We start from the raw sequence: 25662 nt of genomic DNA on the forward strand, positions 1-25662 counted from the left end.
GAGCTACTTTATGCGCAAAAAGGTTGGCATTCTTGGAGGTACATTTGATCCTCCACATTACGGCCATCTTGTCTTGGCAGAACAAGTCCTCGATCAAACGGAAGTCAATGAGATTTGGTTTATGCCGACGAACGTACCGCCACACAAGAAAAATGAAGGAATGGCTACAAAAGAACAGCGACTTAAGATGGCTGAGCTTGCAATTAAAGACCAGGAGCGTTTTATTGTGAGTGATGTTGAGTTTGAACGTTCAGGTCCTTCTTACACGATCGATACGATTGCAAAACTTCATCGTGCTTATCCAGACGATACGTTTTTCTTTATTATTGGCGGGGATATGGTCAATCAACTAGAAGATTGGTATAAGATTGAACAATTAAAGAAGCTCGTGACGTTTATCGTTGCAGAACGACCCAATGACCCTTTATCACATGAACAAAAGATGAACCTGAGTTCATTTATGTGTCGATCCCTCAATTGGATTTGTCATCATCAACGATTCGTGAGCGGGTTAAATTGAATCAGAGCATTCGTTACTTGTTGCCAGAAAACGTTCGAGTGTTTGTAAAGGAGCATGGCCTTTATGAATAACGAAGAAATTCGAAAAATAGTCGCAGAGTTTTACCAGAACAAAGATATAAACATACGCTTGGTGTCGCTGAAACGGCAATAGAGTTAGGTGCTAGATTTGCACCAACGTTATGTGAAGCTTCGTTAGAACGTGCGAGTTTAGTGCATGACTATAAAAAGCCTTTCGGTAGAGTAGAGCTTACAGAGCTATTACAGCAGTATGAACCGAATGAGGATTTTTCCAGCTACGGTGGTGTCTTATTACACGGTCCTGTAGCTGCGTATTTATTAAAGGAAGATTTTGGGATTGAGGATGAGGAAATCTTTCATGCCGTTTACTACCATACGACTGGCAGAGCGAAGATGTCCTTGTTTGAGAAGATTATCTTCCTAGCTGATTTTATCGAGCCAGGACGTCATTTCCCTGGTGTGCATGAAGTACGTAAATTAGCAGAAAAAGACCTTGATTTAGCTGTCTTAGAAAGCTTACGTAGCACGATTCAACATTTGTCTTCAAAGCATGTATTAATTCATCCATTAACATTATCAGCATATAACGATCAAGTGAGAACAGCAAAGTAAAGGAGCGTTTACGAACGTATGAATAATAAAGAATTGTTAAAGGTTGCTGTCCAAGCAGCGGACGGTAAAAACGCACAGAACCTCATGGCATTGGACATGAAAGGAATTTCCATCCTTGCCGACTATTTTATCATTGGTCACGGAGGATCAGTAAAGCAAGTCCAGGCGATTGCCAATGAAGTGAAATCGATGGCTGAAAAAGCTGGAGCTGAAGTGAAGCGCATGGAAGGATATCAAGAAGGTCGTTGGGTACTCGTTGATCTTGGTGATGTTGTTGCGCATATTTTCCATGAGGAAGACCGCTTATACTACAACATTGAAAAACTATGGGGCGAAGCTGATCAAGTCGAGATTAGTCAAATGCTCGCATAAGGAGTGGTCACCGGTGTACCGTGAAGGTGCGAGTTATTATGATTTTCTAATGAATGAAGCGCCATATGAGCGTTGGAAAATGTGGGTCGATGAGCGATTACACATGACAAACAAAACGGGACCGCAGTCGATTCTAGACGTTGGCTGTGGCACTGGAACATTTATGTCACTTATAATGCGTGACGGTCACGATGCGACGGGGGTAGATGTGTCAGAAGACATGTTAGCAATTGCTGATTCGAAGATTCGTCGTGAGACGAATCAAGTGCCGCAATTATCTTGTCAGAACATGGCTGAGCTCTCATTGCCACAAACCTATGATGTCATTACGGTTTTATGTGATTCTTTGAATTACGTGATTGAAGAGAAAGACGTACAACAGGCGTTAATGAAGTTTTATGAGCACCTTAATCACGATGGAATGTTACTGTTTGATGTTCATTCCATTCAAAAAATGACAGAAGAGTTTCCTGGCTTTTCTTATGGTGATAATGATTCTGCACAAAGTTTAATTTGGAACAGTTACGCCATTGAAGATGTTCATGGGGCTGTAGAGCATGAACTATCATTTTTTGAAGAAACTTCATCAGGACTATACAAGCGTTATGATGAACTTCATACACAACGGAGCTTCGCTATTGATACATATGTATCTTGGTTAGAAGAAGCTGGGTTTGCAGAAATTAGTGTCGTTAAAGATTCACACATGAACGTGCAAGTGATCAAGATGAGCGGATCTTCTTCATAGCTAAAAAACAAATTGATCAATAAAATGAGACTGTAGTATACTTTTACCAAGTAACTACAGTCTTTTCCTCGTATGTCCCTTCCTTATTCTTTATTCCAACTATTGCTCACAATTTGTATCTGGAGGTGATTTCATTCGAACTTTTAAAAGAAAATTGGAAATGGTTTGTCGCCACACCGATTGTAATTGGTTTATTTGGTAGTGTTTTGTTATGGCAATTTTTATCTGAACCGGCTGTTCAAAGTAATGACGAGGAGATGCTCTTCACATCTTTAGAACAAATTGAGGGAAAAGAAGAGCTGGAACCGGAAGAAGATCTGGTGTTGCCTACAACATTATTTGTGGATGTGAAAGGAGAAGTCAGAAAACCTGGCGTCTATGAACTACAACACGATGATCGCGTAGTAGATGCTATATACATTGCCGGAGGGCTTTCGGAAAATGGGAGCGATCTTGCGATTAATTATGCGCAAAAGCTTGTTGATGAAATGGTTATTTACGTTCCTCACATTGACGATGATCTTGAACAAGGAGAAATTTGGGAAGCAAATGTAGGACAATCTGAAGAATCAACGCGAGTAAATCTGAATCAAAGCAATGAAGTAGAGCTGCAAACATTACCAGGAATCGGACCGTCAAAAGCAGCTGCAATTATTTCGTATCGCGAAGAAAATGGACCGTTTCAAACGATTGAAGAATTAACAAATGTTCCTGGATTTGGAAGTAAAACGTTTACAAATCTAGAATTGTTAATAGAAGTGTAATAATTATTTGACGAATCCATAAATAGTCATTGTTTTTCGAGATTTACTATATTACAATCAGAACATCGCATTGAAGGGGGATATAGATATGAAACAGTTTAAGCGATCTTTCGTACCACTTGCTATTGCAAGTATTGCACTTGTTGCATGTAGTTCAGATCCAACTGAAGGAGAAAGTGAAGGAACTGAAGGAACTGATACGGATTCTGGATCGGCAGAAGATTCAGAAGAGGCTGAAGAAGGTGGAGAGGCTGCAGGTGGAGAAGGGGGTAACTTTGTTTTGGCGATGCGTCTGACGCTGTTACGCTTGACCCACACCAAATTACAGACGTGCCATCTCACATCGTAACGCTTAATTTGTACGAAAATTTAATCATGTTCGATGAGGATATGGAACTTCAACCAGTCCTTGCTGAATCATATGAGCAAATTGATGATTTAACGTGGGAATTTTACTTAAGAGAAGAAATTACGTTCCATGACGGCGCGGAATTTAATGCCGATGCAGTTGTCACAAATTTCGATCGATTTTTAGATCCTGAGACAGCGTCACCACGTGCATCGTTGTTTGAGCCTATTGAATCGGTAGAGGCGATTGATGAATTTACCGTACAGATTACAACTGATGAACCTTTTGCTCCGTTAATTCCTCACTTGGCTCACGGCTCTGCTGGAATTATTAGTCCCGATGCAATTGAAGCAGATGAGAATATTACGGTAAATCCTGTTGGGACAGGCCCTTTTGAGCTTGAGAATTGGGAGCAAGGCAATGAAATCGTACTTGCTCGCTATGAAGACTATTGGGGTGACAGTGCTATTTTAGACAGCGTTACACTTAAAGTTGTTCCTGAGCAATCAACGAGAATGGCGATGATTGAGCAAGGTGAAGCACATTTTATGCAACAAATTGAACCGGCGAATGTTGGTAGAATTGATTCGTTAGACAACGTTGAAGTTGTCACGCAAGAAGGTTTTGGAATTGACTATATCGGCTTTAATACGTCGGTAGAACCGTTTGATGATCCTTTAGTTCGTCAAGCATTGTCGATGGCTCTTGATAGTGAAGCAATTGTGAATGGATTATATGAAGGTTATGGACAAGTCGCAACGAATCCATTGAATGATATCGTTAACGGTGCAAGCGCAGACGTAGAAGGTCTTGAGTATGATCCTGAGCAAGCAGCAGAATTATTAGCTGAAGCCGGCTATGAAGATGGATTCTCTGCAACGTTAATTACAAATGATGCGAACCCAATGCGCGTTCAGATCGCAGAGCTAGCACAAGATCAGTTTGGTGAGTTAGGCATTGACATTTCCATTGAGCAAATGGAATGGGGCGCGTACTTAGATCGCGTTGACAGTGGTGATACTGAAATGTTCATTCTTGGATGGTCAATCTCCTCAGGGGATGCTGATAACGGCTTGCACCCATTGTTCCACTCAGATAACGTAGGTGCTAACGGAAACCAGACGTTCTTTGAAAACGATGAACTGGATGAGCTTTTAGATGCTGCTCGTGAAGAGATGGATGAAGATGCTAGACAAGAACTTTATCAACAAGCGCAACAAATTTTAGCTGATGAAGCTCCAATGATTTACACGTTGCACACTGACTATGTGGTTGGGGTTGCAGATTCAGTGAATGACTTTATTCATTATCCGAATGGCCAATTCCCATTCTGGCAAATTTCGATTAGTGAAGAAGCTGGAGACAGCTCGTATTAATAAAAACTTTCCTTTTGGATCTAGTTCATTCTAGGTCCTTTAGGTACTTATTGGAGTGAAGTAGAATGAGCGAAACATGGAAGCTTGAAACGAAGGCGATTCATTCTGGTCAAGAGATCGATCAATCAACTGGTGCTAGAGCAGTACCGATCTATCAAACGACATCTTACGGTTTTGACAACGCTGACCATGCTGCAAACTTATTTTCACTACAAGAAAATGGAAACATCTATACGAGGATTATGAACCCGACACAAGCTGTATTTGAGGATCGAATTGCTGATCTTGAAGGAGGAGTCGCCGCTTTAGCGACGGCAAGTGGAAGTTCAGCGATTCATCTTGCCATCTTGAACATTTGCCGTAGTGGCGATGAAGTGGTGGCATCTAGCTCTTTATACGGTGGAACATACAATTTATTTAAGCATACGTTGCCTGAAATGGGTATTAATGTACGCTTTGTTGACATTGATGATCCTAACGCATACAAAGCTGCAATCACTGATAAAACAAAAGCGGTGTATGGCGAGCTAATCGGAAACCCAGATGGCAAAATCTTAGACATCGAGGCGGTTGCTAATGTCGCTCATGAAGCAGGGCTGCCACTCATCGTTGATGCCACGCTCGCAACTCCATATTTATGTCGCCCCATTGAACACGGAGCAGACATTGTTGTTCACTCTGCAACAAAGTTTATCGGTGGTCATGGAACGTCCATTGCAGGTGTGATCGTAGATAGTGGTCGTTTTGATTGGACGCATGGGAACTTCCCGATGTTTACTGAGCCCGACCCGAGTTATCACGGTGTCGTCTTTAGTGAGGCAGTAGGAGAGCTTGCGTATATTATTCGAGCGAGAGTGCGTCTGCTACGTGATCTGGGACCTGCAATTTCACCACAAAATGCATTTTTGATGTTGCAAGGCCTTGAAACATTGCATTTACGAATGGAACGACACGTTGAAAACGCAAAGAAAGTTACAGAGTATTTGGAGAAGCACTCATCCGTAGATTGGGTGAGTTATGCGGGCTCTGCAAAACATGAAAGCTACTCATTAGCTGAGAAGTATTTCTCTTACGGTCCTGGTGCTGTTCTTACGTTCGGAATAAAAGGTGGACATGAAGCTGGTAAAGCGTTCATCAATCAAGTGAAACTACACTCACACGTTGCGAATGTAGGCGATGCAAAGTCGCTTATTATCCACCCAGCAAGTACAACTCATCAGCAACTAACCGAAGACGAACAGAAGCAAGCGGGAGTTAGTCCTGAATTGATTCGTTTATCAGTTGGGATTGAACATGCAGATGATATTATTGCGGACCTTGAGCAAGCGTTTCGTGAGGTGTAATTGTTAACGACAATTCTTCGCCACACATTTCCGTGTAGCATTGCGATCATTATTGCTATACTCCTCGTTTTTATGAGTGCACAAAGCGCAATTGTCTTGTTGCTAGGTGCACTCCTTTTATTATTCTACTACTTACCTAAGCTAACCCCTCCATTAATTATCTCAACAGTTAGTAGCTTCTTGTTTATGTACATGTATACTCTCTATTTTGATGAACAAAATGAGACGCAATTACATGAAGATATGCAACAATTTCATGTTGAGTTGAACTCTCTCATTCAAGTGGACGGTAACCTTGCGACTTTTCAAGTGAAAACGCTAGAAGAGAACGAACGGGTTGCAGTGCGTTTGCGAATTGATTCGGAGGAAGATCAACACTTACTTAAGACTACAAAAGTAGGTGAGATTTGTCATATTACCGGAAAACTTATAAGTCCGGGTCCTTCACGCAACTTTCATGGGTTTGACTATGAGGAGTATCTTTATTTGCAGCGTATACACTGGACCTTATCGACAACGAGTACAGAAATGAGTTGTGAGGAACGTGCAAATCTCCTTAGTTGGGACCGTATTCATGAATGGCGACTCTATGCACTTACTGTTATTGATGAACGATTTAGTGAGCATGTGAGTGGTGTCATGACCGCCCTTTTATTCGGTGATCGCTCATTCATCGGCGTAGACGTACTAACTGCGTATCAAGACCTCGGTATTATACATTTACTCGCCATTTCTGGTCTACACGTAGGGATCGTAAGTGGGATGGCTTACTATGTGCTAAAACGAAGTGGCATTACGAAAGAGCGATCAGCTGAAATGTTACTTGTATTATTACCGGTATATGCCGTGCTTGCTGGAGGGGCACCTTCGGTAATACGGGCAGTCACGATGACCATGATCGTTTTTGCAGCGATTCGTATGCATTGGCGAGCATTTTCTGTTCATAATTTGAGCTTCGCGGCTTGTGTAATGTTAATCGTTAATCCTTACTACCTTTTTCATATTGGATTTCAGCTATCGTTTAGTTTAACGTTCTCAATTATTCTCTCCATACATTACATGCAACAACTTCGAACGAAACTTCTGCAGTCACTTTTTATTTGTGTTCTTACGCAACTCTTTTCGTTTCCAATCATCGTTTACTATTTCCATACGTATTCCCTATGGAGTTTAGTGCTCAATATCATGTATGTTCCGTTTGTATCGGTGTTTCTACTGCCTGTTTTGTGGGGCTTGTTTTTCGTATCCTTTTTTTCAATGTCATTAATGAAGTTTGGTGATCGCTTACTAGAGCATGTGCTTCAGTTTATTCATCATTTTTTTGTCTCGGTGCAACAGTGGCCTACAGGATGGACGGCATTTGGCGAGACATCAATGTTTTGGGTAGGTTTACTACTTCTATTGACGACAATGATGTTGATTTTACTAGTACGTAGAAAGCGAAAGCTACTTATGATCGTAACGGTTGGTTATGTAAGTAGTCTGCTTTATCCACTGTATTCTCCGTACTTTAGCAATGAAACCGTCATTACGTTTATTGACGTTGGACAAGGGGATAGCATTCTTATTGAACTTCCTAGGCGGGAAGGGACGATGTTAATTGATGCGGGTGGCTACTTACCGATTCCAATAGAAGATTGGGAGAGGAGGAAAGTTGCACCTGACCCAGGTAGGCAAAGCGTAGCTCCTTATTTAAAGGCGAGGGGAATCAAGACAGTTGATTATGTCGTTGCATCACATGCTGATTACGACCATGTTGGAGGTCTATTTGAAATCATAGAACAGTTCAATGTTAAGACAATCTTATACCTCATATAGAGCTTGAAGGGGAAGTTGAACAACGGTTACTTACTCGTGCATTGGAGCGAGGAGCAACTGTAAAGCTGCAAGCAAGGGGGGATGTAATTGCCACATCTAATGCGAACTTCCAGGTGCTGCACCCGAAGAAAACAACAGGCACGATTGACAATAAGAATGATCATTCGCTCGTTTTATTCGTTGAAATTGGTGGACTAACCTGGTTGTTTACTGGTGACTTAGAAGAAGAGGGTGAACGACAGCTTATAGGGGAGTACCCAACTTTGGAAGTGGATGTTCTAAAGGCTGGGCATCATGGTAGTCGAACATCATCAACAGATGCCTTTATTGAGCACATTAAACCAAGTGTAGCGGTAATCACAGCAGGTGAAGACAATCGCTTTAATCACCCTCATGCTGACGTTGTTGAAACGTTGCGAAGGCACAACGTTCAAGTCGTTGGTACTCATGAAAACGGAGCCATTCGCTTTATACACGATGGTCACTCGTGGAGTGTGGAAGTGAATATAAGTTCAGTACATTAAAAAAAGACCTTCTTAATAATAGGAAGGTCTTTCTTACGTGCTACATTCTACTTGCAAACTCAATGATAACCCCAATGACAAAAATCGTCGCGAAAAAGCCGAAGGAAACAGCCACTCCAACGATCGCATCGTTGAAATCGTTACGTTTACTTTGAACTTCTTTTTCAAAATCGTTATGCATTCGTGACCCTCCTCATTCATCGTCAAGTATAAGACAAGCATGAAAAAAAATCTACTCTTGTCATAAAAATACCTTAGTTTTTTAAGGGATGTGAAGTGTGATTTCTCACTTTTGTTAAGAGTTGTCACCCATAAAGAACGATGGCATAGGATACGATAAAAGCAGAAGCTCTTCATGATTACCGTTTGCCGGACAGTTCCTAGGTCTCTCTGGCAAGCGTTCATATAAATTGGGGCAGTGTAGAGAAATCTAGACTGCTTCTCCCATTTCTTATCATACATAATTGGTGATACAATAGATATGATGAAACGAATAAGCAAAGTGTATGCATGAAAGAGTGAGATCATGACTTCTTACATAGAAGCAAAAAAGGACATTAATCGAGGCAAGTTAAGTCGTGTCTACCTTATTTATGGAATGGAAACGTATATGATTGACGATCTTACACAATCGATTGTCAAACAGGTGTTACGTGAAGACGATGCAGAATTTAACTTGTCACAATATGATTTACGTGACACAGCCATTCAAGTCGGATTAGAAGATATTGAAACACCATCTTTTTTCGGTACGGAAAAGTCATCGTTATGAAACATGCCTTCTTGTTAACTGGCCAGAAACGTAAAGATAGTGCTGAACATGATTTACGCCAATTTGAGCGGTATTTGGACAAAGAAAATCAAGAGAATGATTATGTCATTTTTACAGTTGAAGCTGAAAAGTTAGATGAACGAAAGAAAATCGTAAAAAAGCTAAAAAAGCATGCAACAGTGGTGCAAGCAGCACCACTTGCCGGTACAGAGCTTGAACGATTCGTCAATTCACAAGCGAAGCAATACGACGTGACGTTTTTGGATGAGGCGATTACGTTATTTCTTGAAGTAACGACAGCAGATTTGCAAGCGAGAAAAACCGAAATTGAGAAATTAGCATTGTACGTAGGCCCAGGTGGGACAATTACGAAAGATACCGTCAATGAACTTGTCTCAAAAAGCTTGGAAGATAACGTGTTTACATTAATCGATGCGATTTCAAGTGGACAAGCAGAACGAGCGCTTATGATGTATCAAGATCTTGTTTTTCAAGGTGAAGAGCCGATTAAGCTCGTTGCGTTAATTGGAAGACAACTACGGATGATGAGTCTTATTATTGATATGGAAGAACGAGGGTATTCTCAACAAAAGATGGCGCAAGGTTTAGGTGTGCCACCATTTGTTGTCGGTAAGATTCGCAAGAAAACGACAGGGCTTAATCCTCGTGCGCTTAATGAGGCGCTGGCTACTCTAGCAGAAGTCGACTATAAGATGAAAACAGGTTACGCTGATAAGGAGACCGCTATGGTTACTTATATTGCGAGGCTTAGTCAACAATTACATGAAGTTTAAAAAAGACCTCTGAACAAAGTTCAGGGGTCTTTTAAGTAATAAAACGACTCGCTAGAGTCGTTTTATTATTTAGCAACAGCGTTTAGTTTACGCTCCATTTGAGACTTTTTGCGAGCAGCTTTGTTCTTATGAATAAGCCCTTTGTTCGCAGCTTTGTCTACTTTTTGCTCAGCGAGTAAAAATACTGCTTTTGCACCTTCAACATCGTTAGAATCGATTTTCTTATCAAATTCTTTGATTGTTGTACGCATCGCAGACTTAAACGCTTGGTTCTTAACGCGTTTTTGTTCGTTAACAAGAATACGTTTCTTTGCTGATTTAATGTTAGCCAAATCATTCACCTCCCCAACTTACTTCATGCTACAGATTAATACGTTTATATAAAATCATCGCATGTATCCAATGTATGACAGATGAATTGTACCAAATCCAACCGACTGATGCAAGCTGATCTTCGGATAAAAATGGTGACTAGGAAAGCCTAAAATTACATTTGATGAAGTTGAGGTGGATAACGACATGTCTGAGCAAGAATTTGATAATAGCAAAGTCACATTTTTTCGTAGAACGGATTTGGCGGTTGAAGATGAAAACGTCTTACCGAATCGTCATCGAGATGGAATCCACGTGGAAGAACATGAAGAAGATGAAATCACCATCACGAATGTAACAATCGATGAAAAAGCAGCGGAGATGACAGGGAAACAAGCGGACGGTATTTGACGTTAGAAGCATTAGGGATCAGGCAAAAAGATCCGAAGCTACAAGGAGATTTTATTAAAGTATTTAGTAGAGAGTTGATGAAATTTCTAGATGAAACAGGAATTAAGAAGACGAGTACTTGTTTAATCGTTGGCCTTGGTAACCGTGATGTCACGCCAGATGCATTAGGTCCAAGAACGGTTGATCAATTGTTAATCACAAGACACTTGCTAGAGCTTGGTCATAAAGAAGCAAATGACGGTTATCGTTCGGTTGCAGCAATTGCACCAGGGGTAATGGGTGTGACTGGGATTGAAACATCAGAAATTATTTACGGGACGGTCGAAAAGGTAAAGCCAGACTTTGTCATTGCGATCGATGCCTTAGCGGCGCGCTCCATTGAACGTGTAAATGCGACTGTGCAAATTTCAGATACAGGTATTCATCCAGGTTCAGGTGTTCAAAATGCTCGAAAAAAAATTAATGAGGAAACAATTCACGTACCCGTCATTGCCATTGGAATTCCAACCGTGGTAGATGCCGTTTCGATTACGAGTGATACGATTGATTTCCTATTCAAACACTTTGGTAGAGAAATTAAAGACCAAGATAAGCCGTCCTCTTCACTTGTGCCGAGTGGTATGACTTTTGGTGAGCGAAAGAAACTAACCGATGAAGACCAACTCGGTGATGAAGAACGAGAACAATACTTTGGCATTGTCGGGAAACTACCAGAAGCTGATAAACGCCAGCTTATTGAAGAGGTGCTAAATCCACTAGGTCACAATCTGATGGTAACCCCAAAAGAGGTCGATACATTTATGGATGATATGGCTAACGTGCTTGCTGAAGGATTAAATATCGCCTTACACGATGCCGTAACTGACGAGAACAGTGGCCACTATACTCACAATTAATTCTAGTAAATGTACAAGTTTTGGTTCTGTTCGTTCGACACGCTCATAGAATGGTAGCGTAAGGGGGAGTGCTCTTGCGTTACCAACAGTCACACGTTATTACAGTTTCAAAAAAACACATCCAGTCACTCGTCATTACAGTGATCGCGTTTGTCATCGTTTCCTTTGTTGTAATTGCCATGTTAACAACGGCAGGGAACTATAGTCGTTTTGCTTCAACGGCGGTTCACGATTTTACGTCAACGCTGCAAAGCGAATTGTTTATTCATGTGATTGGCACAGAGAATCGACATTACCTTGAAGCTGCACCAGAGATGAGTACACCGAGCCTATCAAGCGTCGCATTAGAACTAGCAACGCAAGTGAATCTAGAGGACCCGAGAACCTTTCTAGGACGTGAACTCCCCGGTTTTGAAGTGTTTGATGACACGATTGTCGTAGCAGGGGAAGGGACGGATTTAACTACGATGTCTATAGAATCTTCGCCACCTCCTGATGCTTTTATAGATCAAGAAGATGATAAGGGAGAACAAAAAGAAGTAAGACCTTCGCTCTCTCATGAAGATGCGCTCGTGCACATCGTCCATACACACAACCGAGAAGCCTTTCATCCATATAGTGGTGGTGAGAACTACGCCACCGAACAAAACATTGTTGAAGTTGGAAAAGAAATCGGAAGACATTTAGATGAAGCGGGAATTCCAGTGGATGTAAATGAAGATGACATTCACGGGATGCTCATTGATCGAGGTTTGCATTTTAGTAGGTCGTATGATGTTTCAAGAGACGTTGTTGTAGATGCGAAAAATAAAAATGACAACTTGGAGTTTTTCATCGATGTTCATCGTGACTCTCAGCCACACGATATTACGACCGCAACAATCAATGGCGAAGCATGGCAAGAACGTTTTTTGTTGTAGGAACCGACCATCCTGACTACGAACGTAACAAGGCGCTTGCAACGGAACTTCATTATCGCCTTGAAGACGAGTATCCAGGTTTAAGTCGTGGGGTGTTGGAACGTGGCGGAGCAGGAACAAATGGGGTGTTCAATCAAGACCTCTCCCCAAATGCGATGCTCATTGAAATGGGTGGCATTGATAATACATTTGATGAATTAAACCGTAGTGCAGAAGCGTTCGCAACGATTGTAGAAACGTATATTTATGAACAGTTAGAAGAGGAGGAAGGCGAATGAGGCTAAAGCGTGGCGCATCATTGCTAATGTTTGGACTCGTGCTGTTTTTAAGTGGCGTTTTAAGTGGTCATTATTATGCATATTATCAATGGGGAGAAGTGTACCATGATGAACGAGTCGTCGATGAAGAAGTGCTAAAAGAAAAATCTGAAAGCATGGAAGAACAAGGTATGAACCTTTCAGAACGTCAAGAACAGCTTCGTCAAAATGACTCGTCGAACTTCTTTTCAGATCTCGGTAAAACACTCGGAGGTTCGCCTCGCTGAGTGTTTTTTCTTGCTTTATAATTGCTGTATGTGTGTCGTATTGCTATAATGTAGGGTAGTTTTCAATTGAGGACGAGGTTCTTTAAGATCAGGAGTGATGGAATGAACAATCAAGAAAGACGAGAGCGACAAAAGAGAATACGTAACTTCTCTATCATTGCTCATATTGACCATGGTAAATCTAGCTTGCCGATCGGATCTTAGAACAAACAAAAACCGTATCAGCGCGTGAGATGCAAGATCAGTTGCTAGATGCAATGGATCTAGAGCGTGAACGAGGCATTACGATCAAACTGAATTCTGTACAGTTGAAATATGTTGCAAAAGATGGCGAGGAATATATCTTTCATTTAATTGATACACCAGGCCACGTCGACTTTTCATACGAAGTGTCGAGAAGTTTGGCTGCTTGTGAAGGCGCCTTGCTCGTTGTGGATGCTTCTCAAGGGATTGAAGCACAAACGCTTGCGAATGTGTACTTAGCGCTAGATAACGACTTAGAAATTCTGCCTGTCATTAACAAAGTCGACTTACCGAGTGCTGAACCTGAGCGCGTGAAGCAAGAGATCGAAGATGTCATTGGACTTGAAGCAGGAGATGCGGTTCATGCTTCTGGAAAAAGTGGCATTGGAATCGGCGATATTCTAGAACAAGTCGTCGAGAAAGTTCCTGCACCAACGGGTGATCCTGAAGCGCCACTAAAAGCGTTGATTTTTGATTCTCTCTATGACTCTTACCGAGGCGTGATTGCGTACATACGAATCGTAGAAGGGACTGTCAAAAAAGGCGATAAGATTCGCATGATGGCGACGGGTAAAGAATTTGAAGTCAATGAAGTAGGGATTATGACACCAAAACCAATCGCAACGCAAGAGTTGACGGTTGGAGACGTTGGCTTTTTAACAGCATCAATCAAAAACGTTGGAGATTCGCGTGTCGGGGATACGATTACGTCAGTCGTCAACCCTGCAGACGAGCCGTTACCAGGTTACAAGCGCATGAACCCGATGGTGTACTGTGGGTTGTACCCAATTGATGCAAGTGACTATAACGCATTACGAGACGCACTAGAGCGTCTTGAGTTAAATGATAGTGCCCTTCAGTATGAAGCGGAAACGTCACAAGCACTTGGATTTGGTTTTCGTTGTGGGTTCCTCGGTCTTCTTCATATGGAGATCGTTCAAGAGCGAATTGAACGAGAGTATAACATCGATCTTATTACGACGGCACCGAGTGTTATTTATGATGTGACGCTATTAGACGGATCAAAAGTTCAAATTGATAACCCGTCCAACATGCCAGATGCACAATCAGTGGATTTTGTTGAAGAACCGTATGTGAAAAGTACAGTGATGGTACCAAATGATTACGTTGGAGCTGTCATGGATCTTTGTCAGAAGAAGCGAGGCAACTTCATCGATATGACGTATATGGATGCTAATCGTGTGAACTTGATTTATGAGCTACCATTAACTGAAATTGTCTACGATTTCTTTGATCAATTGAAATCAAATACAAAAGGATATGCGTCATTCGATTATGAAATGATCGGCTATCGAACGTCTAAGCTTGTGAAGATGGACATCTTGTTAAACAGCGAAAAAGTCGATGCCTTATCGATTATCGTACACCGTGACATGGCGTATGATCGTGGGAAGATTATCGTAGATAAATTAAAAGAACTCATTCCGAGGCAGCAATTTGAAGTGCCTGTACAAGCGAGTATTGGAAACAAAGTGATCGCGAGATCCACGATTAAAGCGCTCCGTAAAAACGTCCTTTCAAAATGTTACGGAGGAGACATCACGAGAAAGCGTAAACTTCTTGAGAAGCAAAAAGAAGGTAAAAAGCGCATGAAGAACGTCGGAAGTGTCGAAGTTCCTCAAGAAGCATTCATGAGTGTACTAAAAATGGACGACCAAAAATAAGAGGTTGATTGCGATGAAACAAGGGTTATATGTTCATATCCCATTTTGTAAACAAATCTGTCATTATTGTGATTTTAATAAAGTGCTCGTCAAAAACCAACCGTAGATGCGTATGTAAGTGCTCTTCTGACTGAAGCTCATACGGCTTCGCGGGAATACGTATCAGTCCAATACGATTTATATTGGAGGGGGAACACCGACGGCACTTTCAGCTAACCAATTGGATCAGTTGTTTACAAACTTGCGTAAAGCAGGGATTAGCTGGGATGAAGCGAGTGAAGTCACGTTAGAAGTAAATCCTGATGGTGTAACTACAGAACAGCTTAAAGTTGTTCGTGCGCACGGCATTAATCGATTAAGTGTAGGTGTGCAAACCTTTGACCCAACATTGCTTGAGACAATTGGTCGGACGCATAGTGTTGCTGACGTTCATGCATTGCTTGAGAAGGCACGTGGTCTAGGGTTTAACAACATTTCCATTGATTTGATGTATGCTTTACCGGGACAAACAGAAGACAGCTGGCTTCAAACCGTTGATCGAGCGATAGAACTACAACCCGATCATATTTCTGCGTACGGGTTAAAAATTGAGCCAAAAACGCAATTTCATAACTGGCAAAAATCTGGTCAAATTGTCGCAATGGATCAAGATGATGAAGCAGATCTGTATGAGTTGCTCATTAACAAGTTGGAGAAAGCTGGCTACTTCCAATATGAAATTAGCAATTTTGCTAAGTTAGGAAAAGAGAGCCGTCACAATCTCTTGTATTGGGAGAATGAATCGTATTTAGCGCTCGGCGCTGGTGCTCACGGTTATGTTGAGCACCAGCGTTACCAAAACATCGGTCCGATTCCCCATTATTTAAAAGCGATCGAAAACGAAGAATTACCAACGAGAAAAGTAGATCGCATTTCAAAAAATGAACAGATGGAAGAAGAGATGTTTTTAGGATTACGTCTTCGAAAAGGAGTAAGCCAATCGAACTTCAATCGTAAATATGAAGTGACGATGCAATCTGTTTATGGTGAAGCCATTGAACGTTTGTTACGAGATGAACTCGTTGAGTGGGACGATGATTGCCTTCGTTTAACGGAGCGAGGTCAACTACTTGGCAATGAAGTCTTTGCCCAATTTTTACTACCAAAAGATGAAGAAGCGATTCGTTGACAAACCGAATCGCTTTTGATAAATTATTGAGTAGATTTAGCACTCAAGATATTCGAGTGCTAACAGGGGTGATAGGCGTATGTTAAGTCGTCGTCAACTATACATTTTACAAGCAATTGTAGATGATTACGTTCAAACAGCTGAACCAGTCGGCTCAAGAAGCATCTCCAAACGTGAAGATGTGGATTTTAGCGCAGCTACGATTCGAAATGAGATGGCGGATTTAGAAGAAATGGGTTTTTTAATGAAACCTCATAGTTCTTCTGGACGTATTCCTTCTCATAAAGCTATCGCCTGTACGTAGATCAACTGTTAAATGTAACAGAGAACAATCATTTAGGATTGATCACTTCTGTGCAACAACTATTTGATTCAAGAGTTTCTGAAGTGGAAGCAGTCATGAGAAAAACGGCTGCGGTGCTTTCAGAGATGACGAATTATGTATCTGTCGTATTAGGTCCAGCAATGTCAAATACGAAATTGAAACAACTTCAAATCATCCCATTATCTACGACTCAAGCTGTAGCAATTCTCGTTACGGACTCTGGTCATGTTGAGAATCGTACGTTTGATATTCCTCTTAATATGTCGTTAAGCGACTTGGAGAAATTCGTAAATATATTAAACGAACAGCTTGCTGATAGTCCGATTAAACAATGGGAAGCTTTAATGTCGAATGAAATTGAGCGTCTCCTTAGACAGCATGTAGATCATTATGAGAAGATCCATCAAGATTTGTCTGCTGCTTTTAAACCAAAAGTAAATGAACAGATTTTCTATAATGGTATGTTGAATTTGCTTGCTCAACCAGAGTTTAAAGACGTTGAGAAGATCAGGCAAATGCTAGAGTGGCTTGAAGATAAGAAAGAAGTCTATTCATTGTTAAATGCAATGAATTCAAAAGGACTTACCGTCAAAATTGGTGAAGAGAATCGCTTTGAACTGTTCGATGACATCAGTATGATTACTGCGACGTATGCCATTGATGGTGATACGGTCGGTAGTATTGGGCTTATCGGTCCTACTCGCATGCAATATGAACGAGCGATTCAAATTATTACTCAGATGGCAGACGGTTTATCCACATCATTGACGAGACTGTATCGTCACGATGCATAACATGATTAAGTTACAATAAGAGACGTGGATACGTTTGGAGGTGCCTCGCATGACTGAAGATAAGAACAACGAACAACGAGAAGAAGAGACGGTCATCGATGAACAAGTTGAAGACTCTACGGATGAGAACGTAGAAATCTTAGACGGTGACACAGAGGTAGAAGAATCAGATAGTGACGACCCTAAAGAAGTTGAGATTACGGAGCTTCGTAACAAGCTTCTACGTCAACAAGCAGATTACGATAACTTCCGTCGTCGTACGAGACAAGAGAAGGAAGCGGATGCGAAATACCGCTCTCAACGCTTAATCGAATCTGTTCTACCTGTTATGGACAATTTCTCTCGTGCTTTGAAGCACGAAGCTGAAACAGAGGAAGGTCAGAACATCCATAAAGGGATGGCGATGGTATACGACCAACTTGTTGAGGCACTGAAGTCTGAGGGCTTAGAAGAAATTCCAACTGAAGGTGAAGCATTTGACCCAACTATTCATCAAGCAGTGATGCAAGTAGAAGAAGAAGGGTTTGAAAGCAATCAAATAGTGGAAGAACTTCAAAAGGGTTATCTACTAAAAGACCGGGTCGTGCGACCTGCAATGGTGAAAGTCAACGCGTAAGCGTTTTGGCGATAGATGAATTTGATTATGATGTAATGGAGATTCAAGGAGGACATTTGCGATGAGTAAAGTAATTGGTATTGACTTAGGAACAACAAACTCCTGTGTGGCAGTTATGGAGGGTGGCGAAGCGGTCGTTATTCCTAACCCAGAAGGTAACCGTACAACACCTTCAGTTGTTGCATTTAAAGATGGAGAGCGCCAAGTAGGGGAAGTCGCTAAACGTCAAGCGATCACGAACCTAACACGATTTTATCAATCAAGCGTCATATGGGTACAGACCACAAAGAAGAAGTAGAGGGTAAAGATTATTCACCACAAGAAATCTCTGCCATTATCCTTCAAAAGCTTAAGTCTGATGCGGAAGCATACCTCGGTGAAACGGTTTCTAAAGCAGTTATTACCGTACCAGCTTACTTCAATGACTCTCAACGTCAAGCTACAAAAGACGCTGGTAAAATTGCAGGTCTTGAAGTTGAGCGAATTGTAAACGAGCCAACAGCAGCGGCACTTGCATATGGCCTTGAGAAAGACGAAGATCAAACGATTCTCGTATATGACCTCGGTGGTGGTACGTTTGACGTATCCATTCTAGAGCTTGGCGATGGATTCTTCGAAGTTAAGTCAACATCTGGTGATAATGAGCTAGGTGGAGATGACTTTGACGAAGTAATCATTGATCATATGGTAGAAGAATTCAAGAAAGAAAACGGCATCGACTTAAAGCAAGACAAAATGGCGATGCAACGCCTTAAAGATACAGCTGAGAAAGCGAAGAAAGATCTTTCAGGTGTAACGAATACTCAACTTTCACTACCATTTATTACAGCAGATGCATCAGGTCCTAAGCACCTTGAGATGAACCTTACACGTGCGAAGTTTGATGAGCTTTCTTCACACCTCGTTGAGCGTACGATGGAACCAACACGCCGTGCGATTCAAGATTCTGGTCTTTCTGCATCTGAGATCGACAAAATCATTCTTGTAGGTGGTTCGACTCGTATTCCAGCTGTACAAGATGGAATTAAGAAACTTACAGGGAAAGATCCTCACAAAGGTGTAAACCTGATGAAGTCGTTGCACTTGGTGCTGCGGTTCAAGCAGGTGTACTTGCAGGTGACGTAAAAGACGTTGTTCTTTTAGACGTTACACCACTTTCACTAGGGATTGAGACGATGGGTGGTGTATTCACTCGTTTAATCGAGCGTAATACAACAATCCCTACGAGCCAGTCTCAAGTATTCTCAACGGCTGCTGATAACCAACCGTCAGTAGACATCCATGTTCTTCAAGGAGAGCGTGAAATGGCTGGTGACAACAAAACACTCGGTCGTTTCCAATTGAATGAGATTCCACCAGCACCACGTGGTGTTCCTCAAATCGAAGTAAGCTTTGATATTGATGCGAACGGAATCGTTAACGTTCGTGCGAAAGACAAAGGCACGAACAAAGAACAATCCATTACGATCACGTCTTCTTCAGGTCTTTCTGATGATGAGATCGAAAACATGGTTAAACAAGCTGAAGAAAATGCTGAAGCCGACAAAGCTCGTAAAGAAGAAGCAGAGCTTCGCAATGAATCAGACAGCCTAATTTTCACTGTTGATAAAACGATCAAAGATCTTGGTGAAAACGTAGAAGAAGCAGACAAAGAAAAAGCAGAAGCTGCGAAAACAAAGCTTCAAGAAGCATTGCAAGGAACGGATTTAGAAGCGATCCGTACTGCAAAAGATGAGCTCCAAGAAAGTGTCCACGCTCTTTCTCAAAAAATGTATGAGCAAATGGCACAAGAGCAACAAGCACAAGGTGCTGAAGGTGAAGAGCAAGGCACAAAGCAAGAAGATGACGTCGTTGACACAGAGTTTGAAGAAGTAAAAGACGACGAAGACAATAAAGAGAACAAGTAACACTACGTAAAAAGTCAAAGTCAGGTTCGCTTGACTTTGGCTTTTTTACTTAGTGTCAACACCTTGCGGGTTTTTGTAATTCCCTGTAAGATAATCGTCATGTGAGAAGGAACGGGAGTGAAACGGAGAATGAGTAAACGAGACTTCTATGAAGTGCTCGGTGTAAGTGAAGGTGCATCAGGTGATGAGATTAAGAAAGCGTACCGTAAATTGGCGCGTAAATATCATCCAGATGTGAACAAAGAAAGCGATGCCGAGGATAAATTTAAAGAAGTAAAAGAAGCCTATGATACGTTGAGCGATCCACAAAAGAAAGCCCACTATGATCAATTCGGTCATACTGATCCAAACCAAGGATTTGCGGTGGTGGTGCTGACTTTGGTGGCAGTGGTTTTGGTGATATTTTCGATATGTTCTTTGGTGGCGGTGGCGGAAGACGCGATCCGAACGCTCCACGCCAAGGCGCTGACTTACAGTACACGATGACGCTTGAATTTAAAGAAGCGATTTTCGGTAAAGAAGAAGAAATTGAAATTCCGCGAGAAGAAAGCTGTAATACGTGTTCAGGTTCAGGTGCGAAACCAGGAACATCACCTGACACGTGTAACCGATGTGGCGGTAGCGGTCAGTTAAACGTAGAGCAAAACACTCCGTTTGGGCGTGTAGTTAACCGTCGAGTGTGTGATACGTGTGAAGGTAAAGGACAAACGATTAAAGACAAGTGTACAACGTGTGGTGGCGATGGTCGTGTGCAAAAACGCAAAAAAGTGCGCGTAAACATTCCAGCAGGAATCGATCACGGTCAACAAATGCGTCAAGCAGGACAAGGTGAAGCTGGTGTTAACGGTGGACCTCCAGGAGATCTGTATATTGTCATTAACGTAAAGCCTCACGAATTCTTCGAACGTGATGGTGATGATATTCGTTGTGAAATGCCACTGACGTTTACTCAAGCGGCACTCGGGGACGAGATTGAAGTGCCTGCCTTAAGTGGTAAAGTGAAAATCAAAGTGCCTGCAGGAACACAGTCTGGGCGTCAATTTAGACTTCGTGGTAAAGGTGCAAGAAATGTACATGGACGTGGTACTGGAGATCAAATTATTACGGTGCGTGTCATTACGCCAACGAAGCTTACAGACAAACAACGAACATTGCTTAAAGAGTTTGCTGAGGACAGTGGAGAAACCGTTGATGAGCATAGCGACAGCTTCTTCGATAAAGTAAAACGAGCATTTCGTGGTGATTGATGAATGAAGAACGAGGCTTCCTTTTAGGAAGCCCGTTCTATTTTTTAAGTGAAGAAACGAGGGATTGTTGATGCAATGGATTGAATGTCGTGTACATACAACGCATGCAGCGCATGAATTAATCGCACAACTGTTTATTACGCATGGAGCGAATGGAACCGTATTAGAAGATAGTCGCGGGAAAGATTTTACTCCGGAGCCGTGGACCGATATTATTGGAAAGCCAAAGACAGAACATTTACCGACCGATGGTGTCGTTGTAAAAGCTTATTTCCCTGATGACGGTACGCTCGAAGCGACATTAAGCGCTGTAAAAAAAGATCTCGTCCAATTAGAAGCGACAACAAATCAACCGGTCGCACAGACTGAAATTCTGCTTACGACAGTGCATGAAGAAGATTGGGCTGAGGCGTGGAAAGCGTATTACAAACCTGTGCAAGTGAGTGAGACGATGAGCATTGTACCGACTTGGGAAAGTTATGAGAAACGTCGAGAAGATGAACACGTGATTACAATGGACCCTGGTATGGCATTTGGGACAGGTACACATGAAACAACCTTACTTTGCTTACAAGCTTTAGAACATATTGTGAACGATGGGGATACAGTCATTGATGTCGGTACAGGTTCTGGTATACTTAGCATCGCAGCGGCTAAACTAGGGGCAAAGGCTGTTCATGCCGTTGATCTTGATCCACTAGCGGTTCAAGTAGCAAAGGAAAATAGTGAAGCGAACAACGTAAGTGAACGTATTACGATTGAACAACGTGATTTGTTAAGTGAATCATCAAACGAACAAAAAGCAGACATTGTCGTAGCCAATCTTCTCGCACACCTCGTCATCGCGCTTGCTCCTGATATTCACCGTCATTTGAAAGTCGATGGAAAGCTTGTAGTTAGTGGAATTATAAAGCAAAAAGAACAAGAAGTCATTGACGTGTTAAAGCAGGAAACTTTCAAATTGATGACGTGTTAGAGCAAAAAGATTGGGTCGCTATTCGTTGTAGACGAACAGAAGTTGGAGGCGAATAATGCAGCGATATTTCATTGAGCAAAACGAGTGGACGAAACAAACGGTGACGCTCACTGGTGAGCAAGCAAAGCATATTGCAAAAGTGATGCGGATGCGTGAAGGTGACAACGTCGTTTGTGTTAATAAAGAAGACCAACTTGCAGGTGTATTTCGGATACAGTCACTCGCTGAACAACACGTCATTGCCGAATTTGAAGAAGAATTGTTATCTGACGTTGAACTTGGAATTCATGTTACAATAGCTCAAGCTGATATTAAAGGTGACAAGTTTGAATATGTCCTCCAAAAAGGCACAGAACTTGGTGCAAGTCGTTTTCACGGCTTCTCTGCAAAGCATTCGGTCGTTAAATGGGATCACAAAAAAGAAGATAAGAAGCTTTCTCGATATCAGAAGATCGTTCAAGAAGCTGCCGAGCAATCGGAACGCTTAGTGCTTCCTTCAGTTATGCATTTTCCAAACGTCAATTCACTCTTAAATGATGCATATGATCATCGTTGGATTATTTCTGAAGTCGCAGCAAGAGACGGTAAGCATGATGCTTTACATGGAGCAATGCAACAGTTGCAACACGGAGACCGTTTGCTCGCAGTGTTTGGTCCAGAAGGCGGCTTTAGCGTAGAAGAGCATGAGCGACTCGTTAAGGAAGGCTTTCAGCAGGTGAGTTTAGGTCCGAGAATTTTGCGTGCCGAAACGGCATCTCCTGCATTGCTTAGCATGATCAGTTATCAATTTGAATTAATGAGGTGAAGTTTTATGCCAAGTGTGGCATTCCATACACTCGGTTGTAAGGTCAACCATTACGAAACAGAAGCGATTTGGCAGCTATTCAAAGAAGCGGGTTACGCGCAACGTGAAGGTGAAGATGAAGCGGATGTTTACGTAATTAATACATGTACAGTAACGAACACAGGTGATAAGAAGAGTCGCCAAGTCATTCGACGTGCGATTCGTAACAACCCTGAAGCTGTTATTTGTGTAACTGGGTGTTATGCACAAACATCTTCAGCAGAAATTATGGATATTCCTGGCGTCGATATCGTCGTCGGTACACAGGATCGTAAGAAAATGATTGGATACATCGATGAGTTCAGGAAAACACGTGAGCCGATGAATGCAGTCGGCAACATTATGAAAACACGTACGTATGAAGAGCTTGGTGTTCCAGCATTTCGTGATCGTACGCGTGCGAGTTTGAAAATCCAAGAAGGTTGCAATAACTTCTGCACATTCTGTATTATTCCATGGGCAAAAGGTTTACTTCGTTCGCGCGAACCAGAACAAGTGTTATCTCAAGCGAAACAACTCGTAGAAGCAGGGTACAAAGAGATTGTACTTACAGGCATTCATACTGCGGGTTACGGCGAAGACTTTAAAGACTATAACTTTGCGGCACTCCTTCGAGAACTTGAGCAAGTTGATGGGATCGAGCGCCTACGGATCTCGTCAATTGAAGCGAGTCAAATTACTGACGAAGTCGTTGAGGTCGTTAAGAAATCTGATAAGATCGTTAACCATTTCCACATTCCTTTACAAGCGGGCTCTGATACGGTGTTAAAGCGAATGAGAAGGAAATATACTACTGAATTCTATCGTGAACGCGTTGCGCGTTTGAAGCGTATCTTCCCAGATCTAGCGATTACAACGGACGTCATTGTCGGTTTTCCTGGTGAAACGGAAGAAGAATTCCAAGAAACGTATGCATTTATTCAAGAGATTGGTTACTCTGAGCTTCACGTGTTTCCGTACTCCAAGCGTACAGGCACGCCTGCAGCGAGACATCAAAACCAAGTAGACGATGAAACGAAGAACGAACGTGTGCATAAACTCATTGCTCTATCTGAGCAAATGGCAAAAGAATATGCATCAAGGTTTGAAGATGAAGTCGTTGAGGTCATCCCAGAAGAAGAAGACAAAGAACAACCTGGAAAAGGCATTTACGTAGGCTATACGACAAACTACTTGAAAGTTAAAGTACAGGCGACCGAAGAAATGGTCGGTCAAATCGTAAAAGCAAAAATTACGAAAGCCGGATATCCTCATAACGAAGCGGAATTTGTTCGTGTGATGGACGTGAAAGCGACAGCTTCAATCTAACTACTTGTATTCATTAAGAAACCTTTTGATAAAGGAGCAACTAAGCGCTCCGAGCATCAAAAGGTTTTTTGTATGAAACATTGAGATAGGTGTTTGTTGGATATAGTAATTTTCTATACTCTACCGCCTGTGATTCGCTCAATAAGCGTTGCAAAAGGGTGAATGAACGGCAACAGTACTAGAGAACAAACTAAATTGAAAATCACAGATGCGTGTGCGACTTGGGCAGCGGGATCACTCGTTAAGTGCATAACAATGTCAGAGAAGAAGCTAACAAAAGGCAAAAACAACAGTGCCCCACCAAGATTTAGCACGACATTTGCCATCGCTGTTTGCATCGCGCCTCGTCCAGCTCCGATTGCGGCAATGACTGCCGTTAAACAAGTTCCAACGTTTGAACCCATCATAATTGAGATGGCTTCATTTAAGTTTAACAAGTCATTCGCATACAATTGAATGGCGATGGCAATGGTTGCCGTGCTTGATTGAATAATAGAAGCGATTACAGTACCACCAAGTAACGAAGATAAATTACTAAAATCTTGGTTTAGAAATGCTTGGAGAATTGAGGTTGTTGCCAAGTTTTGACCCCAATTGCCCATACCATCCATCGCTAGAAACATACAACCGACTCCGCTGAAAATCATCCCGCATAAAAAGAGACTTTTATAGCGAGAAAGTAAACAAACAAAGCCGAGTGCCAGTGCAATAATACCGAGTGTTTCTCCAGATAGTACGAGGATTTCTAGCGTAATCGTCGTACCGACATTTGCGCCGAGTATAATAGCAATTGTTTGCCTAAATGGAATCAGACCAGCTGCGACGAGACTAACTGCGAGAACCATGACAGCAGTAGAGCTTTGTAATGTTGCAGTTACAGCGAAGCCGACGATAAATCCGAGCAATGGATGGCTCGTACTCGAATAAATCATCGTCTTCACTCGTGCGGGTGTGGCTCTTTCTAATCCTAAGCGAATTAGTGCAATCCCAAATAAGAAAATAAAAATGTAAACGACAATCATCATAAACGAAGATTCCATAGCCCGTCCTCCATAGTTCATCTATATGAGGACAAGAAGAGAATATTCAAAAACTGAAATAACTCTTGCAAACTGACTAAGTATGCAGTACAATTTAGTAAAATGACTTCACTAGTACAAGATCTTTATACGAAGAGGTCATGATTGTGAGCGGTACTGCGGAGGGAGGGATTCAAAATGGCTGAAACACGTATTAGAAAGAATGAGTCGCTCGATTCAGCGTTGCGCCGTTTTAAGAAAAATGTTTCGAAAGACGGTACTCTAGCTGAGGTCCGCAAGCGTAAACATTATGAGAAGCCAAGCGTTAAACGAAAGAAAAAATCAGAAGCTGCGCGTAAGCGTAAGTTCTAAGCTTTTCTAAACGAGCGTATGAAACCCTCGGTACAATTGTATCGAGGGTTTTTCACATTTTAG

General features: G+C 41.9%; 22 protein-coding genes and 7 pseudogenes. 26 read left to right on the forward strand and 3 right to left on the reverse strand.

Annotated features, from left to right (window positions below; translation table 11 throughout):
- Positions 1–10 precede the first annotated feature (10 nt).
- The 10 genes and pseudogenes from nadD to JCM19038_RS00495 all read left to right on the forward strand — a co-directional run bounded on the left by nadD (position 11) and on the right by JCM19038_RS00495 (position 8446).
- Positions 11–520, forward strand: a complete 510-nt coding sequence (gene nadD, locus JCM19038_RS00455) for a nicotinate-nucleotide adenylyltransferase (protein ID WP_238554233.1) — start codon at positions 11–13, stop codon at positions 518–520.
- Positions 521–630: 110 nt separating this feature from the next.
- Positions 631–1152 (forward strand): annotated as a pseudogene (gene yqeK, locus JCM19038_RS00460) (bis(5'-nucleosyl)-tetraphosphatase (symmetrical) YqeK); the annotation flags it as partial.
- Positions 1153–1170: 18 nt separating this feature from the next.
- Positions 1171–1524 carry a ribosome silencing factor gene (gene rsfS, locus JCM19038_RS00465; protein WP_042359460.1) on the forward strand — a complete coding sequence of 118 codons (354 nt, stop codon included), beginning with the start codon at positions 1171–1173 and terminating at the stop codon, positions 1522–1524.
- A gap of 13 nt (positions 1525–1537) precedes the next feature.
- Positions 1538–2272, forward strand: coding sequence for a class I SAM-dependent methyltransferase (locus tag JCM19038_RS00470; RefSeq protein ID WP_052360857.1), 735 nt, complete (start codon positions 1538–1540; stop codon positions 2270–2272).
- A 125-nt stretch (positions 2273–2397) separates the two neighbouring features.
- Complete coding sequence (locus JCM19038_RS00475; RefSeq protein WP_052360859.1) at positions 2398–3036, forward strand: helix-hairpin-helix domain-containing protein; 639 nt, start codon at positions 2398–2400, stop codon at positions 3034–3036.
- 88 nt (positions 3037–3124) lie between these two features.
- The gene (locus JCM19038_RS22140; RefSeq protein ID WP_152549290.1) at positions 3125–3385 is read left to right on the forward strand and encodes a hypothetical protein; all 261 of its coding nucleotides are present in this window, start codon (positions 3125–3127) and stop codon (positions 3383–3385) included.
- A 26-nt stretch (positions 3386–3411) separates the two neighbouring features.
- Positions 3412–4761: a glutathione ABC transporter substrate-binding protein gene (locus tag JCM19038_RS00480; protein ID WP_152549291.1), complete on the forward strand. Its 1350-nt coding sequence runs from the start codon at positions 3412–3414 to the stop codon at positions 4759–4761.
- Positions 4762–4826: 65 nt separating this feature from the next.
- Positions 4827–6104: a homocysteine synthase gene (locus tag JCM19038_RS00485; protein ID WP_042413429.1), complete on the forward strand. Its 1278-nt coding sequence runs from the start codon at positions 4827–4829 to the stop codon at positions 6102–6104.
- A complete protein-coding gene (locus JCM19038_RS00490) occupies positions 6105–7922 on the forward strand; it encodes a DNA internalization-related competence protein ComEC/Rec2 (RefSeq protein WP_042413430.1) in 1818 nt (605 codons plus the stop codon).
- 41 nt (positions 7923–7963) lie between these two features.
- A complete protein-coding gene (locus tag JCM19038_RS00495; RefSeq protein ID WP_042413432.1) occupies positions 7964–8446 on the forward strand; it encodes a ComEC/Rec2 family competence protein in 483 nt (160 codons plus the stop codon).
- Positions 8447–8486: 40 nt separating this feature from the next.
- Here JCM19038_RS00495 and JCM19038_RS21470 read toward each other — a convergent pair whose 3' ends face one another.
- Positions 8487–8627, reverse strand: coding sequence for a YqzM family protein (locus JCM19038_RS21470; protein WP_042413435.1), 141 nt, complete (start codon positions 8625–8627; stop codon positions 8487–8489).
- 429 nt (positions 8628–9056) lie between these two features.
- Between JCM19038_RS21470 and holA the strand changes: the two are divergent.
- Positions 9057–10012 (forward strand): annotated as a pseudogene (holA, locus tag JCM19038_RS00510) (DNA polymerase III subunit delta).
- 65 nt (positions 10013–10077) lie between these two features.
- On the opposite strand, the gene rpsT reads toward holA, so the two are convergent.
- Positions 10078–10344, reverse strand: a complete 267-nt coding sequence (gene rpsT / locus JCM19038_RS00515; RefSeq protein ID WP_042413442.1) for a 30S ribosomal protein S20 — start codon at positions 10342–10344, stop codon at positions 10078–10080.
- Positions 10345–10531: 187 nt separating this feature from the next.
- Here rpsT and gpr point away from each other — a divergent pair.
- The 14 genes and pseudogenes from gpr to mtaB all read left to right on the forward strand — a co-directional run bounded on the left by gpr (position 10532) and on the right by mtaB (position 24208).
- A pseudogene (gene gpr / locus JCM19038_RS00520) lies at positions 10532–11631 on the forward strand (GPR endopeptidase).
- 314 nt (positions 11632–11945) lie between these two features.
- Positions 11946–12829: pseudogene (gene spoIIP / locus JCM19038_RS23195) on the forward strand (stage II sporulation protein P).
- On the forward strand, positions 12826–13095 hold the full coding sequence (locus JCM19038_RS00530; protein WP_042413446.1) for a hypothetical protein: 270 nt from the start codon (positions 12826–12828) through the stop codon (positions 13093–13095). The pseudogene spoIIP and the gene JCM19038_RS00530 overlap by 4 nt, the downstream one beginning before the upstream one ends.
- 102 nt (positions 13096–13197) lie before the next feature.
- Positions 13198–15023 (forward strand): annotated as a pseudogene (gene lepA / locus JCM19038_RS00535) (translation elongation factor 4).
- Between the two features lie 139 nt (positions 15024–15162).
- Positions 15163–16191, forward strand: a complete 1029-nt coding sequence (hemW, locus tag JCM19038_RS00540) for a radical SAM family heme chaperone HemW (protein WP_373902275.1) — start codon at positions 15163–15165, stop codon at positions 16189–16191.
- 79 nt (positions 16192–16270) lie between these two features.
- Positions 16271–16495 (forward strand): hypothetical protein, encoded by a 225-nt coding sequence (locus JCM19038_RS24780; protein ID WP_307189919.1) that lies wholly within the window; start codon positions 16271–16273, stop codon positions 16493–16495.
- Between the two features lie 38 nt (positions 16496–16533).
- Positions 16534–17310 (forward strand): heat-inducible transcriptional repressor HrcA, encoded by a 777-nt coding sequence (hrcA, locus tag JCM19038_RS00545; RefSeq protein ID WP_307189920.1) that lies wholly within the window; start codon positions 16534–16536, stop codon positions 17308–17310.
- Between the two features lie 49 nt (positions 17311–17359).
- Positions 17360–17926 carry a nucleotide exchange factor GrpE gene (gene grpE, locus JCM19038_RS00550; RefSeq protein ID WP_042413449.1) on the forward strand — a complete coding sequence of 189 codons (567 nt, stop codon included), beginning with the start codon at positions 17360–17362 and terminating at the stop codon, positions 17924–17926.
- A gap of 61 nt (positions 17927–17987) precedes the next feature.
- A complete protein-coding gene (locus tag JCM19038_RS24145; RefSeq protein ID WP_255343317.1) occupies positions 17988–18224 on the forward strand; it encodes an Hsp70 family protein in 237 nt (78 codons plus the stop codon).
- Positions 18197–19833 (forward strand): annotated as a pseudogene (gene dnaK / locus JCM19038_RS00555) (molecular chaperone DnaK). Before JCM19038_RS24145 ends, dnaK begins: the two are co-directional and overlap by 28 nt.
- A 129-nt stretch (positions 19834–19962) precedes the next feature.
- A pseudogene (gene dnaJ, locus JCM19038_RS00560) lies at positions 19963–21080 on the forward strand (molecular chaperone DnaJ).
- A 70-nt stretch (positions 21081–21150) separates the two neighbouring features.
- Positions 21151–22056, forward strand: coding sequence for a 50S ribosomal protein L11 methyltransferase (gene prmA, locus JCM19038_RS00565; RefSeq protein WP_052360867.1), 906 nt, complete (start codon positions 21151–21153; stop codon positions 22054–22056).
- Positions 22057–22111: 55 nt separating this feature from the next.
- Positions 22112–22861, forward strand: a complete 750-nt coding sequence (locus JCM19038_RS00570; protein ID WP_042413453.1) for a 16S rRNA (uracil(1498)-N(3))-methyltransferase — start codon at positions 22112–22114, stop codon at positions 22859–22861.
- 6 nt (positions 22862–22867) lie between these two features.
- Positions 22868–24208 carry a tRNA (N(6)-L-threonylcarbamoyladenosine(37)-C(2))-methylthiotransferase MtaB gene (gene mtaB, locus JCM19038_RS00575; RefSeq protein WP_042413454.1) on the forward strand — a complete coding sequence of 447 codons (1341 nt, stop codon included), beginning with the start codon at positions 22868–22870 and terminating at the stop codon, positions 24206–24208.
- Positions 24209–24321: 113 nt separating this feature from the next.
- Here the strand turns inward: mtaB and JCM19038_RS00580 are convergent, their stop codons facing one another.
- On the reverse strand, positions 24322–25248 hold the full coding sequence (locus JCM19038_RS00580; protein ID WP_042413457.1) for a Na/Pi symporter: 927 nt from the start codon (positions 25246–25248) through the stop codon (positions 24322–24324).
- A 177-nt stretch (positions 25249–25425) separates the two neighbouring features.
- On the opposite strand from JCM19038_RS00580, the gene rpsU reads away from it, so the two are divergent.
- Positions 25426–25599 (forward strand): 30S ribosomal protein S21, encoded by a 174-nt coding sequence (gene rpsU / locus JCM19038_RS00585; RefSeq protein ID WP_042413460.1) that lies wholly within the window; start codon positions 25426–25428, stop codon positions 25597–25599.
- Positions 25600–25662 lie beyond the last annotated feature (63 nt).

This window comes from Geomicrobium sp. JCM 19038 (assembly GCF_000698125.1).
In the GTDB taxonomy this organism is placed as follows: domain Bacteria; phylum Bacillota; class Bacilli; order Bacillales; family Marinococcaceae; genus Geomicrobium_A.